Source organism: Marinobacterium sp. NO-S09 (genome assembly GCF_059179545.1).
In genome coordinates, this window is the sequence record NZ_CP168954.1 from 2,731,796 (window position 1) to 2,746,342 (window position 14,547).

Annotated in this window: 15 protein-coding genes; 14 read left to right on the forward strand and 1 reads right to left on the reverse strand. The window is 55.4% G+C overall.

Annotated elements, in window-relative coordinates; all coding sequences use genetic code 11:
* Positions 1-2: 2 nt before the first annotated feature.
* Positions 3-1,076, reverse strand: coding sequence for a 23S rRNA (cytidine(2498)-2'-O)-methyltransferase RlmM (gene rlmM, locus O3C79_RS12695; protein ID WP_494383390.1), 1,074 nt, complete (start codon positions 1,074-1,076; stop codon positions 3-5).
* A gap of 400 nt (positions 1,077-1,476) precedes the next feature.
* Between rlmM and ccoN the strand changes: the two genes are divergently transcribed.
* The 14 genes from ccoN (at position 1,477) to O3C79_RS12765 (ending at position 14,543) form a co-directional block, all read left to right on the forward strand.
* Complete coding sequence (gene ccoN / locus O3C79_RS12700; protein WP_010324316.1) at positions 1,477-2,907, forward strand: cytochrome-c oxidase, cbb3-type subunit I; 1,431 nt, start codon at positions 1,477-1,479, stop codon at positions 2,905-2,907.
* 22 nt (positions 2,908-2,929) lie between these two features.
* Positions 2,930-3,550: a cytochrome-c oxidase, cbb3-type subunit II gene (ccoO, locus tag O3C79_RS12705; protein WP_010324315.1), complete on the forward strand. Its 621-nt coding sequence runs from the start codon at positions 2,930-2,932 to the stop codon at positions 3,548-3,550.
* A 6-nt stretch (positions 3,551-3,556) separates the two neighbouring features.
* On the forward strand, positions 3,557-3,739 hold the full coding sequence (locus O3C79_RS12710) for a cbb3-type cytochrome oxidase subunit 3 (protein ID WP_029511232.1): 183 nt from the start codon (positions 3,557-3,559) through the stop codon (positions 3,737-3,739).
* Positions 3,740-3,754: 15 nt separating this feature from the next.
* The gene (gene ccoP / locus O3C79_RS12715) at positions 3,755-4,651 is read left to right on the forward strand and encodes a cytochrome-c oxidase, cbb3-type subunit III (protein ID WP_010324313.1); all 897 of its coding nucleotides are present in this window, start codon (positions 3,755-3,757) and stop codon (positions 4,649-4,651) included.
* 135 nt (positions 4,652-4,786) lie between these two features.
* Positions 4,787-6,211: a cytochrome c oxidase accessory protein CcoG gene (gene ccoG, locus O3C79_RS12720; RefSeq protein ID WP_494383391.1), complete on the forward strand. Its 1,425-nt coding sequence runs from the start codon at positions 4,787-4,789 to the stop codon at positions 6,209-6,211.
* A gap of 71 nt (positions 6,212-6,282) precedes the next feature.
* Positions 6,283-6,798, forward strand: coding sequence for a FixH family protein (locus O3C79_RS12725; protein ID WP_494383392.1), 516 nt, complete (start codon positions 6,283-6,285; stop codon positions 6,796-6,798).
* Positions 6,795-9,257: a heavy metal translocating P-type ATPase gene (locus O3C79_RS12730; RefSeq protein ID WP_494383393.1), complete on the forward strand. Its 2,463-nt coding sequence runs from the start codon at positions 6,795-6,797 to the stop codon at positions 9,255-9,257. The genes O3C79_RS12725 and O3C79_RS12730 overlap by 4 nt, the downstream gene beginning before the upstream one ends.
* 3 nt (positions 9,258-9,260) lie before the next feature.
* Complete coding sequence (gene ccoS, locus O3C79_RS12735; RefSeq protein WP_010324309.1) at positions 9,261-9,464, forward strand: cbb3-type cytochrome oxidase assembly protein CcoS; 204 nt, start codon at positions 9,261-9,263, stop codon at positions 9,462-9,464.
* Positions 9,461-10,135: a sulfite exporter TauE/SafE family protein gene (locus O3C79_RS12740; RefSeq protein WP_494383394.1), complete on the forward strand. Its 675-nt coding sequence runs from the start codon at positions 9,461-9,463 to the stop codon at positions 10,133-10,135. The genes ccoS and O3C79_RS12740 overlap by 4 nt, the downstream gene beginning before the upstream one ends.
* A 71-nt stretch (positions 10,136-10,206) precedes the next feature.
* The gene (hemN, locus tag O3C79_RS12745; protein WP_494383395.1) at positions 10,207-11,598 is read left to right on the forward strand and encodes an oxygen-independent coproporphyrinogen III oxidase; all 1,392 of its coding nucleotides are present in this window, start codon (positions 10,207-10,209) and stop codon (positions 11,596-11,598) included.
* Positions 11,599-11,704: 106 nt separating this feature from the next.
* The gene (fnr, locus tag O3C79_RS12750) at positions 11,705-12,478 is read left to right on the forward strand and encodes a fumarate/nitrate reduction transcriptional regulator Fnr (protein WP_076461445.1); all 774 of its coding nucleotides are present in this window, start codon (positions 11,705-11,707) and stop codon (positions 12,476-12,478) included.
* A 189-nt stretch (positions 12,479-12,667) separates the two neighbouring features.
* On the forward strand, positions 12,668-13,210 hold the full coding sequence (locus O3C79_RS12755) for an adenine phosphoribosyltransferase (RefSeq protein WP_010324305.1): 543 nt from the start codon (positions 12,668-12,670) through the stop codon (positions 13,208-13,210).
* A 17-nt stretch (positions 13,211-13,227) separates the two neighbouring features.
* Complete coding sequence (locus O3C79_RS12760; RefSeq protein WP_494383396.1) at positions 13,228-14,109, forward strand: alpha/beta hydrolase; 882 nt, start codon at positions 13,228-13,230, stop codon at positions 14,107-14,109.
* A complete protein-coding gene (locus O3C79_RS12765) occupies positions 14,106-14,543 on the forward strand; it encodes a thioredoxin fold domain-containing protein (RefSeq protein ID WP_494383397.1) in 438 nt (145 codons plus the stop codon). Before O3C79_RS12760 ends, O3C79_RS12765 begins: the two co-directional genes overlap by 4 nt.
* Positions 14,544-14,547: the final 4 nt, after the last annotated feature.

Below are 14,547 nucleotides of genomic sequence, written 5' to 3' on the forward strand. Positions count from 1 at the left end.
ACTCAGCTGGTCAATGATAACCAGCAGGTGATTTCCTCGCGGTCGTGATAGAGCTGCTTGGCCTGCAGACGATAACCAACACCCGCCAGGTGCAACTGTTCCTCAAGGTGTGCCAGGCAGCTCTCAACCTCATCAAAACGTTTTTTCATCGGCAGCTTGAGGTTGAACATCGCCTCACGACACCAACCGTTAAGCGCCCATTGCAACATCAGCTCGGTAACACGTGCAGGCTTATCCACGACATCACACACCAGCCAGTCAACAGGCTTGGGAGGCGCGAAGGTAAACGCATCCTCGCGGCGATGCTCAACCTGCCCGGTTTCCATCAAATCATCATTCATGGGGCCGTTATCGACAGCAATCACATGCATATCCTTGCGTACCAGCTGCCAGGTCCAGCCACCCGGCGCCGCCCCCAGGTCGACCGCCGTCATGCCGGGCACCAGCTTTTCCTGTTGCTGCTTTCCGCGTAAAAAGTGCAGCCAGGCTTCTTCCAGCTTCAGGGTTGAGCGGCTCGGCGCATCCTTGGGGAATTTAAGACGACGAATTCCCATCGCCAGAGGGGAGCTGTTCCGCACGCGGGTCGCGCCAAACCAGAATGTTTTTCCATCCAGTACAAACAGGTGCCAGCGCCAGTCCGAACGCTGCTTGCGCGGCAGTAACAGCCCCTCTCGACGCAAACCTTGCGACAAGGCTGAACCAAATTTACGCGCAAAGCCCTGGAGCTCACGCCCTTCAGTCGTATCAGCGACCTCAACCATCAATTCCGCAGCCTGGGGCAGTTGCTTAGCCCACTCAAGCATGGGGGTAACACGATCGCCCGTAGGCAGATCGCTGATCTGCGGCAGGCATGCGAACCATTGACGGGTAAAAATCAACCGCTCAAAGGGCAGTGACTGCATTAACTTTTCGGCATCGCCAGGCTGATAGCAATTGAAAATGACAAAGCCCTGGCTCGGCTCGAACTGCGGATAGCCATAGACACCCACGCTGGCGCAGCGCTCCGTTATCTCGGCGGCACACTCCTTCTCAAAACCGCCTCGGCAGTGCAGCAAAACAGCGTTCAATTGTCCCATATGACCTCCAATTAGTAGGCGGGCAACTATAGTAATGCCTTAGTCTAATAACAACTATTCCAATGGATAAGACAACGCTTAAAACCGCCTCAAACCCGCGTTTGATCCATATCAAGCAAAACATTAAATGAAAATAAACGAACCCGGCTTAGGCCCCGTATAAGCCATTAACAAAGGCTTTTTCCATACCTGAACCCTGCATTGGAAAAAGCAAAAATCATTGAAATTCAATAGATTATGAAAAGCGACACCATATGACCTCAAAACCACTGCACCAAATCAAGCCTGCGACAATCAACCGCAGCAAAAAGTTTCATTTCATTGAAATAGCTTGGGTATTCCAAGATAATTGCCGGTGGAACTCTTCTTACTACTATTAGCTTGTTGATGAGAGCCTGACATGAGCACTGCAACTGAACACCCGACTTACAATTACAAAGTCGTGCGCCAGTTCGCCATCATGACGGTGGTCTGGGGCATCGTCGGTATGGGCGTCGGCGTATTGATCGCCGCCCAGCTGGTGTGGCCTGCACTGAACTTTGATATTCCTTGGTTGACCTACGGACGTATCCGTCCGTTACACACCAACGCGGTAATCTTCGCGTTTGGTGGCTGTGCGCTTTTTGCCACTTCCTACTACGTGGTACAGCGTACCTGTCAAACCCGACTGTTCTCAGATGCTCTGGCGTCTTTCACATTCTGGGGTTGGCAGGTTGTAATCCTGGCAGCTGCTGTCACCCTGCCGCTCGGCCTGACTTCCGCCAAGGAATACGCCGAGCTGGAATGGCCGATCGATATCCTGATCGCCGTGGTTTGGGTCAGCTACGCCATCGTCTTCCTGGGCACCGTCAAGAACCGCAAGACGTCTCACATCTACGTGGGTAACTGGTTCTACATGGCGTTCATTATTACGGTTGCAGTCCTGCACATCGTCAACAGCATGGCTATGCCTGTCACTCTGACCAAGTCCTACTCCGTTTACCCGGGTACTGTGGATGCGATGGTTCAGTGGTGGTACGGCCATAACGCGGTAGGCTTCTTCCTGACTGCCGGCTTCTTGGGCATGATGTACTACTTCGTACCCAAGCAGGCCGAGCGTCCGATCTACTCTTACCGTCTGTCCATCGTTCACTTCTGGGCGCTGATCGCGACCTACATGTGGGCCGGTGGTCACCACCTGCACTACTCTGCCCTGCCGGACTGGACTCAGTCTGTCGGCATGGTCATGTCCCTGATCCTGCTGGCTCCGTCCTGGGGTGGCATGATCAACGGTATGATGACCCTGTCCGGTGCCTGGCATAAGCTGCGTACCGACCCGGTACTGCGTTTCCTGGTGGTATCCCTGTCCTTCTACGGTATGTCTACCTTCGAAGGCCCGATGATGTCCATCAAGACCGTAAACGCCCTGTCTCACAACACTGACTGGACTGTTGGCCACGTACACGCCGGCGCTCTGGGCTGGGTTGCGATGATCTCCATCGGTGCCGTATACCACATGATCCCGAAACTGTTCGGTAAGGCTCAGATGTACTCTGTTGGCCTGATCAATACGCACTTCTGGCTCGCAACCATCGGTACTGTTCTGTACATCTGCTCCATGTGGGTTAACGGTATCCTGCAGGGTCTGATGTGGCGTGCGGTTAACGAAGACGGCACTCTGACCTACAGCTTCGTCGAAGCGCTTGAAGCCAGCCACCCGGGTTACCTGGTGCGTTGGATCGGTGGCATGTTCTTCCTGACCGGTATGCTGCTGATGGCCTTCAACGTTTGGCAGACCGTTCGCAGCGGCAGCTCCGTCAAGGCAGCTGAACCCTCTGCGCAAGCGGCCTGATTGAGACGAGGAGCAGATAGCAATGATCAAACACGAAACGATTGAAAAGAATATCGGCCTCATGATCCTGCTGATCATCATCGTGATCAGCGGTGGTGGTCTGGCAGAAATCGTACCTCTGTTTTTCCAGAGTTCTACGACCAAGCCGATTGAAGGCCTGCGCACCTACTCTGCGCTGGAACTGGAAGGCCGCGACGTATACATCCGGGAAGGCTGCCACGTCTGCCACACCCAGATGATTCGTCCGTTCCGTGCTGAAACCGAGCGCTACGGCCACTACTCCACCGCGAACGAGCACGTATGGGAACATCCGTTCCTGTGGGGCTCCAAGCGTACGGGTCCGGATCTGGCGCGTGTCGGCGGTCGTTATTCCGACGCCTGGCAGAAGGCTCACCTGTACAACCCGCGTGACGTAGTACCTGAATCCAAGATGCCGTCTTACCCCTGGCTGTTCGAGAACAAGCTGAGCGGTAAAGACACTGCAGCGAAGATGCAGACACTGCGCAAGCTGGGCGTACCGTACACTGATGAACAGATCAGCACTGCCCGTGAAGATGTGCAGGGTAAAACCGAGATCGATGCTCTGGTTGCCTACCTGCAGTCACTGGGTAAAACGCACTCTGTTTACACCAACAAACGGTAATTTTCAGTGAGTTACGAGGTTTATGGTCCCTTCATACCGGTCATAATGCTGATCACTTTCATCGGCCTCTTCATCTGGGTGCTTTTGCCCGGTAACAAGAAGCGGTTTGATGAAGCCTCCAACCTGCCCTTCGAGGATGACGAGCAGGACAAGCGGAGTCGTGAAGAGCTGGACCGACGGGACCCATAACAGGAGAGACGACAAATGAGTGCTTTCTGGAGCGCGTGGGTAACCGTGATTACCCTGGCAGTCATCTTCGGCTGCACCTGGCTCTTGCTGGCTACCCGCAAGAGCGAAAAGTTCAAGGAAACGACCGAAGAAACTGTCGGTCATGCCTTTGACGGTATCGAGGAGTTTGACAACCCGCTGCCGCAGTGGTGGTTCTACATGTTCGTAGCAACCGTCATCTTCGGCCTGGGTTACCTGATGCTGTACCCCGGTCTGGGTAACTTCAAAGGCCTGCTGGGCTGGACCTCTCACAACCAGTGGGAGCGCGAGATGCAGCACGCCGAAGAGGTTTACCGTCCTGTTTTCGCGGAATATGCAACTCTGTCTATTGAAGAGCTGCAGAAGCCGGAAAACGAGGCAGGTTTGAAAATGGGTCAGCGCATGTTCGCCAACAACTGCTCCGTTTGTCACGGTTCTGCAGGTACTGGCGCCATCGGCTTCCCGAACCTGACCGACAATGACTGGCTGTACGGTGGCGAGCCTGCCACTATCAAGCAGACCATCGTCAACGGTCGTAACGGTGGCATGCCGGCATGGGCTGATGTTCTGGGCGAAGACGGCGTTCGCGACGTTGCCAGCTACGTCATGACCCTGAGCGGTAAAGAAGCCGTTGCTGGTACTGATGTAACCAACGGTCAGAAACAGTTCCAGGCACTGTGTACCGCTTGTCACGCACCGGATGGTACTGGCATGCACGCACTGGGTGCGCCGAACCTGACTGATGACATCTGGTTGTATGGTGGTGACTTCAAGCAGATTGCACACACTATTCGCGCAGGCCGCGCTGGTGTGATGCCTGCTCAGAAGGACCTGCTGTCTGATGACAAGATCCACCTGATCACAGCCTACGTCTACAGCCTGTCCAATAAGTAAGGCATAGACGCGTCTGAACCAAGGCGGCATGATGCAAATCATGTCGCCTTTTTTTTTAGCGGCCTAGTATAATATTCACTGCCTCTAATACATTTAGAGCAGACCTGTCGATCTTCAATAGCAGTAGGTACTGGCATGAATCAGATACCGGTAAAGGACGTTACTCCGCCCAAGAAGGGCAAGGGTGGCGAAGTCGAAACCTATAACCTCTACGCCAAGCGCGAGCACATCTACGTCAAGTTTTACAAGGGATTCTTCAAGAACTTCCGCATCATTTCCGGCTTTCTGATGCTGGCGATGTTTTATGGATTTTCATGGATTCAGTACGATGGCCGCCAGGCGGTACTATTTGACCTGCCCAACCGTCAATTCCATATCTTTGGAATGACGTTCTGGCCGCAGGATTTCATGCTTTTATCCTGGCTTCTGATCATTCTCGCCTTCACGCTGTTTTTCGTTACCGTGTTCGCCGGTCGCCTCTGGTGTGGCTATGCCTGCCCCCAGTTTGTCTGGACCTGGCTGTTCATCTGGGCCGAGCGCATCACTGAAGGTGATCGCAACAAGCGCATGCGCATGGACAAGCAGCCCATGAGCAAGGACAAGTTTCTCCGCAAAAGCGCCAAGCACCTGCTCTGGATTTTAATTGCCGTAGCTTCAGCCATCGCGTTTGTCGGCTACTTCTCCCCTATTCGTGAACTGGTGCCCAGCATTGCCAGCTGGGACCTGGGCCCCTGGGAAACCTGGTGGCTGGCTTTCTTTGCCGTTGCAACCTATGGCAATGCCGGCTGGCTTCGTGAACAGGTCTGCATCTACATGTGCCCCTATGCCCGTTTCCAGAGCGTCATGTTTGACCAGGACACCCTGATCATCTCGTATGATGAAAAACGCGGTGAACCGCGCGGGAAACGCAAGAAAAATGCCGACAAGGACAGCAGCGGCCTGGGCGACTGTATCGACTGCATGGCGTGTGTGCACGTCTGCCCGGTGGGTATCGATATTCGCGACGGCCTGCAGTATGAATGTGTAGCCTGCGGCGCCTGTGTCGATGCCTGTGATGACATGATGGATCGCATGGGTTACGAGCCCGGCCTGGTGCGTTACACCACCGAGCACGCCCTGAAAGGCAACAAGACCCATCTCATGCGCCCGCGCCTGATTGGTTATTTTGTTGCCCTGCTGGTGATGTTTGCCGCCTTTGCCTGGGCAATTGCCGACCGTGTACCGCTGGAAGTCGATGTTATTCGTGACCGCGGCGAGCTGTACACCAATACACCATCCGGCATGATCCAGAACGTATACACCCTCAAGATCGCCAACAAGGATCAGGTAGACCAGCAGTACCGCATCAGCATCTCCGGCCCTGACGGCCTGGAAATGGTGACTGAACCTGTCGTAACCGTCGCTGCTGGCGAGTTGCTGAACTACCCGGTTCGCCTGCAAATAGATCCTGATCAGCTTAATGTTCGCAATGCTGATATAAACTTTAGCGTAATTTCGCTGGACCAAAGTACTGCCATTGAAACTGAAAGCCGTTTCCTTGGTCCCATACCTCAACGCTAGTCCCCTTAAAGACCTGATTTAGGTTAGAATGGCGGCCGGTTAATCCGGCCGCCTGCATTTCAAGGAGTGTCATGAATACACACGAACAAGCTACCGCCCCCTGGTTCAAACAGCCCTGGCTTTGGTTTGTCCTTGCACCACTGTTCGCCGTATTTATTTACGCCACGATCTTTATGTATATTGCCGTCACTACCAGTGATGGCGTGGTGAAAGAGGACTATTACAAAGTCGCTCGCGGCATGAATATCGACACCTCCCGTCAGGATCAGGCACGCAACCTGGAAATACAGGGTGACCTGAAAATCGACCGCATGACAGGCGACGTCAACCTGCGCCTCAATGGTTTGCTGGACAGCTTTCCCGAACAGCTGCGTCTGAACATCATTCACCCGACGCATCAGAAATATGACCAGACACTGACGTTGCGCAGCGTCGATGGCAAAGGCCTCTATGCCAGCAGCCTGCAGGGTAAAATCAGCAGCAAGCGCTATCTGTCCCTGAGCCCCATGGATGATAACTGGCAGGTACGCCTGGAAATTGAGCCTCCTTATGACGAACAGCTCAACTACACCCTTAAACCACAGTGAACGCAGAGTCCAAAGTCCAGAGCAGTGATGCTCGTCAGGACTGTTTTCATTGCGGCCTTCCGGTCCCGCCCGGTACCGACTACACCACGGTTATTGATGGTTCGGCGCGCAGCATGTGCTGCCCGGGCTGTCAGGCTGTGGCCCAAACCATTGTTGACGGCGGGCTGGACAACTTCTACCGCCACCGTGACAATCTTGCTCCTGCACCGGACAACCTGACAGGCGGAGCCCCGCTTGATGATGAGCTGGCCCTGTATGACAACCCGTCTATTCAGGCCGGTTTTGTTCGCAGCCTGGAAGAAAACCGCAGCGAAGCCACCCTGGTTATGGAAGGCATTACCTGCGCGGCTTGCGTGTGGCTGCTTGAGCACCACCTGTCACGCCAGCCAGGGGTTGAGTCATTCAGTGTCAACCTGACCAATCACCGCGGTCGACTGGTCTGGGACCCCGAACAAACCTCCTTGAGCCGGCTGTTCGCTGAAATCATGCACATCGGCTATCGGGCACACCCCTTCCACCCCAACCGCGAAGAGCAGTTGCTGGAAGCCGAGAAAAAGCGCGCCATTCGTCGCCTGGGGATTGCCGGGGTCGGCATGATGCAGGTCATGATGATGGCCGTCGCCCTTTATGCCGGCGCACTCCAGGATATGGAGTCCCGCTTCGTCGAGTTCATACGCTGGAGCAGCCTGGTGATTACCACTCCGGTGGTGCTGTATTCTGCACGCCCGTTTTTTATCGCCGCCTGGCGCGACTTGCGCACACGTCAGCTCAGCATGGACGTGCCGGTTTCCATCGCTATTGGCGGGGCTTTCCTGGCCAGTATCTGGGCCACCGTTACCAATACGGGTGAAGTCTATTTCGACTCGGTCACCATGTTTACCTTCTTCCTGTTGATCGGCCGCTTTGTTGAAATGCAGGCTCGCCACCGTACCGGTCGCGCCGGCAATGCGTTGATGGACCTTCTGCCGGGAAGTGCCACCCTGCTGATTGATGGCCATGAAAAGCTGATCCCTGCATCCGAACTCCAGGTTGATCAGATCGTACTGGTCAAGCCTGGGCATACCATTCCGGCAGATGGTGTCATTATTGAAGGCAACAGCACCATCGATGAATCCGCCCTTACCGGTGAGTATCTGCCCATCAGCAAACAGTGTGAAGATACCGTGGTTGGTGGCACCATCAACGTTGAGCACCCGATCAAGGTCCGCATCACGGAGACCGGCCAGAATACCCGTATCTCAGCCATTATAAGTCTGATAGAGCGTGCCCAGTCTGAAAAACCGGCTACGGCGAAAGTTGCTGACAAGGTGGCTCGCTATTTCGTAATGGCCGTACTGCTCACATCGGTCACCGTTGCTACCGCCTGGTATCTGGTATCTCCGGCCGATGCCTTCTGGATTACACTGTCAGTATTGGTCGTCACCTGCCCCTGTGCGCTGTCCCTGGCAACACCTACCGCACTGACTGCGGCGACCGGCACTCTGCGCCAGCAAGGCTTGCTCATCACACGCGGGCACGTACTCGAAGGCCTTGCCAGCGCCACCCATGTTGTTTTCGACAAAACAGGTACCCTTACTGAAGGCAACTTGAGCGTGCGCGACATGCACCTGTTGCGCCCTGACTTTGCAGCCAACCCCTATACCGTTGCAGCGGCACTGGAACAGCCATCAGAGCACCCCATCGCCCAGGCCTTCCGCCCCTTCTTCAGGCAGGAAGCCCAGGACGTCAGGGTACAGGTGAACGCAGGGGTAGAAGGTCTGTTCCAACAGCAGCGCTTCCGCCTGGGCAAGGCATCCTATGCCGCAGAACTCTATGGAGGCGAAACCCCGGCAACACCTGAAATGGCTGTGCAATGGTTGTTACTGGCCGACAAACAAGGCCCGGTTGCCTGGTTCTCGGTGGATGACCAGGTACGACAGGATGCTCCGGAGTTAATCGCCATGCTGCATCAGCGCGGCATTCATGTTGCCATGCTCACCGGTGATGAATCCGAGGCTGCCCCCAGGGTTGCTGAACAGCTAGGCATCAGCGTAGTCCAGCGTGGCATGTCGCCCGACCAGAAGCTGGCCTACATCAAGCAGCTCCAGAGTGATGGAGCCAGTGTTGTCATGGTCGGCGATGGCATCAATGACATCCCGGTTCTGGCAGGTGCACGCACCTCCATCGCCATGGGCAGCGCCACCGATCTGGCCAAGACAAGCGCCGATGCCGTCTTGATCTCGGGTGAGCTGAAGCGGCTTGCTCTGGGTATCCTGCTGGCACGCAAGACCCGCCTGGTCATTCGTGAAAACCTGAGCTGGGCACTACTCTATAACTTGGTAGCCCTGCCATTGGCCGCGTTGGGCTTTATTGCACCCTACATGGCAGCGGTAGGCATGTCAGCCAGCTCGCTGATTGTGGTCGGCAATGCCATGCGCCTGGCCCGGACACCTCGAATCAAGCCCCCGCGTCGGAGTTGAATCATGGACATTATCTATCTGCTCATTCCCATTGCCATTATTCTGGCCAGCGTTGCGATCTGGGCTTTCTCATGGAGCGTCAAACAGGGTCAGTTTGATGACCTGGAGTCTCCGGCGCATCGCATTCTCTATGATGATGACGAAGACATGATTCCTGAAGATGCACGTCAGGACAAAGACAAGAACCGGTCACAGGATTCCAAGTGACCGAGTTTCCTGCAGTCCTGGCTGCCGTTCTGTTTGGCCTCGCCGGAAGTACACACTGTATCGGCATGTGTGGCGGCATTGCCGGCAGCGTTGCACTCAGCGCCAGCGGCAAGGCCTCAACACCCTTGTACCTGCTTGGCTTTAATGTTGGGCGCCTGCTCAGCTATGCCATCGCAGGCCTGCTGGTCGGTCAATTCGGAGCCATACTGGCTCAGGGCCAGACACTGACGATCGGCCTGCGCACAGTCGCCGCACTGATCATGATTGTCATGGGCCTCTATATCGCCCAGTGGTGGCAGGGCGCGGCATACCTGGAACGCGTCGGACAGATTATCTGGCGTCGCATTCAACCCCTCACTAAAACGTTTTTGCCCGCCGACCGTTTATGGAAGTGCCTCTTCCTTGGTGGCCTATGGGGCTGGCTGCCCTGTGGGCTCGTCTATACAACACTGATCTGGGCGGGCACCACAGGCCAAAGCGCGCCAGAAAGCGCTTTGCTGATGCTGCTGTTTGGCCTGGGCACCCTCCCCGCCATGATGACAACATCCGTATTGGCAGGTCAGTTACGCCAGATACTGCAACGCAAGGGCGTAAGGCAAGGTGCCGGGGCACTGGTCATCATATTCGGCTTGCTCACCCTGCCCTGGCAGGGATTGCTCGGCCACGCTTGATATTCATCAACCACCCACCAACCCTCACGCGCTATACTGCTCGCCTGACCACCTATGCATGAGGTTTTGTGGTGAAACGAGACACCGATATCCGCTGGGATCTGGACCTGATCCGTCGTTATGATCTATCCGGTCCCCGCTATACGTCTTACCCGACGGCCATTCAGTTCGATAGCCCGCTGACACCCGAGGCCTTGCTGTCGACAGCACGGGAAACAACCGACACGGCAGCACCACTGTCCCTCTACGTGCACATCCCCTTCTGTGCTCATGTCTGTTACTACTGTGCCTGTAACAAGGTGATCACGCGTAATCGCAACAAGGCCCAGCCCTACCTGGATACCCTGTACCGCGAGATGTCTCAGCTCTCGCAGTGGTACAGCCAGGACCGCATCGTCAACCAGCTGCACTGGGGAGGTGGCACACCCACCTTTATCAGTGATGAGCAGATGGCAGAGCTGATGCAGATGCTTGGCAAGCACTTCCACCTGCGTGACGATGACAAGGGCGATTACTCAATCGAAATTGACCCACGAGAAGCCAGCCATGACACCCTGGGAGTCTTGCGTGACATCGGCTTCAACCGCATCAGCCTGGGTGTTCAGGATGTAAACCCTAAGGTTCAGGAAGCCGTGAACCGGGTACAGCCAACGGAACAGACGCAGGCAATCCTCACGCGCTCCCGTGAGCTGGGCTTCAAATCGATCAACATGGATCTGATTTACGGCCTGCCACACCAGACCGCCGACAGTTTTGCTGAAACATTGAATACCGTGATCGACATGAGTCCGGACCGACTCTCGGTGTTCAACTATGCACACTTGCCTGACCGCTTCCGTTCACAGAAGCACATTCGCGCAGAAGACCTGCCCTCGTCCGCCACCAAGCTCGATATTCTGCAACAGACAATCCAGCGGCTGCTGGACGCCGGCTACGTGTATATCGGCATGGACCATTTTGCCAAGCCGGGCGACGAACTGGCCATCGCCCAGGCACAGGGCAAGCTGCACCGAAACTTCCAGGGCTACACGACGCACTCTGATTGTGACCTGGTTGCAATGGGCGTATCGGCCATCAGCCAGATTGGCGATGTGTATTACCAGAACGAACATGATCTTTCCGCCTACACGCAGGGTGTCAGCCAGCAGGAGCATGCGGTCAAGCGTGGTGTCATCCTGACGCCGGATGACCATATCCGTCGGGCAGTGATCACCCAGTTGATCTGTCAGTTTGAGCTGGACAAGGCAGAGGTTCTGGCCCCCTTTGACGTGACCTTTGACGACTACTTTGACGCTGAGCAGGTCGAGTTGGCCCAGTTTGAAAATGATGGCCTCATTGAGCAGAGCCCGACCCACATTCGCGTAACGCCAGCCGGCCGCCTGTTGATTCGCCGTATTTGTATGGCGTTTGACGCCTACATCCCCAAACAGCAACCGAGCAACAACTTTTCGCGTATTATCTGATACACCGGCCAGGGAGGGCTGAAAACCTTCACCCATGGGGGGAAATGTTACATAATGCGGCTAATTGCCATCGCGTTGTAACTCCAGATCAGAAAGGAACCCCCTCATGGCCGATTGGAAATCTCAGGGAAAGCTCCATAGTCTGCCGCAAGTTCATTGTAAAACCTGCAGCCTCAGCTCTCTGTGCCTGCCTGTTTCACTTGAACTGACAGAAATTGACCGCCTTGACGACATTATCGACAAGAGCCGTCCCCTGAAAAAAGGCGAGCATCTGTTTCACCAGGGCGAGCCCTTCAGCTCCGTCTACGCCATCCGTGCCGGCTCTATCAAGAGCTACACCCTGACCAACGAGGGTGAAGAGCAGATCACCGGTTTTTACTTCCCTGGAGAACTGGTGGGTTTGAGCGGCTATGATGCCGAAAACTACCCCATGTCTGCCAAGGTGCTGGAAACCACCACCGTGTGCGAAATTCCATTCGAGCGCCTGGATGAGCTGTCCGGCCAACTGCCTGAACTGCGTCGCCAGATGCTGCGCAGCATGTCCAAGGAGTTGCGTGACGACCAGCAAATGATGCTGCTGCTGTCCAAGAAAAATGCGGAACAGCGCGTTGCCACCTTCCTGCTGAAATTGTCCCAGCGCTTCAAGGCACGTGGTTACTCGGCGTCCAACTTCCGCCTGTCCATGTCTCGTAATGAAATCGGCAACTACCTGGGTCTGGCCGTTGAAACCGTTAGCCGTATCTTTACGCGTTTTCAGAAAATGGAGTTGATGCGCGTGGATGGCAAGGAAGTTGAGCTGACCAACCTTGAAGAGATGTACCGTCTGTCCGGTGAAGCCCAGGATGACGAGTGCCCCCACTCCAAGGAAAAGACATCTTGAGCCGATAATGGCTTTTGCAGAAAGCGGGCAGCGGACGCCCAAATAAAAAAGGCACAGTCCAGAGGACTGTGCCCAAGTTGCACAATGAAGTAGCCATCTCAATGTGTAACCCAACGCCCTCATTACACCTGTATTTTGCGACCGCAGCATTGAGTTATATCAACAGCCTGTCCGTCTCGGAGAATTTCTATGTCCTACGATGAGTTTTACGTAAAGTCCGTTATCCGTTCACTGCAGGACTGGCCAGAACCCGGCGTAGTATTCCGAGATATCACCCCGATTTTCAAAGACCCCAAAGCCATGCGCATGGTGTCTGACGCCTTTATCCAGCGCTATGTCGACAGCGATATCACCCACATCGCCTGTATTGATGCGCGCGGCTTCCTGTTCGGCTCCATCATGGCCTACCAGCTCAACCTGCCACTGGTACTGGTGCGTAAAAAAGGCAAACTTCCGGGTGAAACCATTCATCAGGAGTATGAGCTTGAATACGGCACATCTGCTGTTGAAATGCAGAGCGATGCCCTGCAGGCCGGCGATCGTGTGCTGCTGTTTGATGATCTGATTGCTACCGGTGGCACTCTGCTGGCCGCCTGCACCCTGATCAATAAACTCGGCGCTGAAGTTATTGAAGCAGCCGCCCTGATTGATCTGCCCGACCTGCAGGGGTCCACCCGCATTCAGGAGCTGGGTATTCCGGTCTATTCCCTGCTGGCTTACGAAGGCCTCTAATTCAAGGAGAAGCCGCCATGCGTCTGGTCACGACTCTCGCCACCACACTGCTGTGTGCCACCGCTGCACAGGCAGAGAATATCCAGCTGACCCACAAGGACCTGGTATTGAATGCCAACCTGGAATCCGCCGGAGAAGACGATCTGACCGGCCGCAGCCTGGTATTGATCACCCACGGCACCCTGGCCCATGGGCGCATGGAGCTGGTCAGTGCTCTGCAGAGCACTCTGGCCGAGTATGATATTGCCAGCCTTGCTCCCACGCTTAGCCTGGGAGTCAGCGATCGTAAGGGCATGTATGACTGCTCCACGCCGCATACACACCACCACGAAGACGCCGTTGCAGAACTGGCACTATGGCTGGAGTGGCTTGAAACTCAGGGCGCTGAGCGTATCCTGCTGTTGGGCCACTCCCGTGGGGGCAATCAGGCTGCCCTGCTGTCACAGGAAACCGACAGCACTGCCTTGATGGGACAGGTTTTGCTCGCGCCCATGACCTGGAATGCAGAAGCCGAAGCAAAGTCCTATGCACAACGGTACGGCCAGCCACTGGCGCCCCTGCTGCAACAGGCTAAAAACCAGGCGACGGACCCTTTGCCCGACCCTGTCGATTTCCTCTACTGCGAAGATGCCAAGGTCAATGCAGACACCTTTGTCAGCTACTACTCGGACCAGCCTTCACATCACACACCCAGCCTCTTGCAGAACACCCAACTACCAACCCTGGTGATCGCAGGGACCGCTGATCAGGTTGTTCCCGACCTGAGTAAAGCCATGGAAACGGTCACCAACCCCACTGTTGAAACGGCCAGCATTGATGGTGCGAGCCATTTCTTCCGTGATCTGTATACCTATGATGTTGTGGATCTCGTTGAAGCATTTATGGAAGCGCACCCTTGAGACTACTGGCAACACTGGCCCTGTGCCTGATTTCCAGCCTGGCCAACGCACAAACGCTGCCACCGCTGACCCAACTCAGTCACGACAACCAGAAAGCGCACGTGTGGCTGGTGCTTTTCTCCCAGCCCGATTGCAGCTACTGCGACCTGGTGCGTAATGACTTCCTCCTGCCCCTGCAGGAACAACCCCCGCAAGGCCTGGCGATTCGAGAACTCAAGGTCGCCACCGCCGGCCCGATCAAAACCGCACAGGGCGAGCAAATCAGTGCGCGCGATTTTGCCAAGGGCCTGAATGTACGTTTTTATCCCAGCGTGCTGCTGCTTGATGAGGAAGGACAGTCACTCACGGAGCCTCTGGTAGGCATCAGCTCACGTGATTTCTACGGCTTCTATCTCGACCAGGCTATCGATCAGGCTCTGCATAAAGAACACTGAGTCC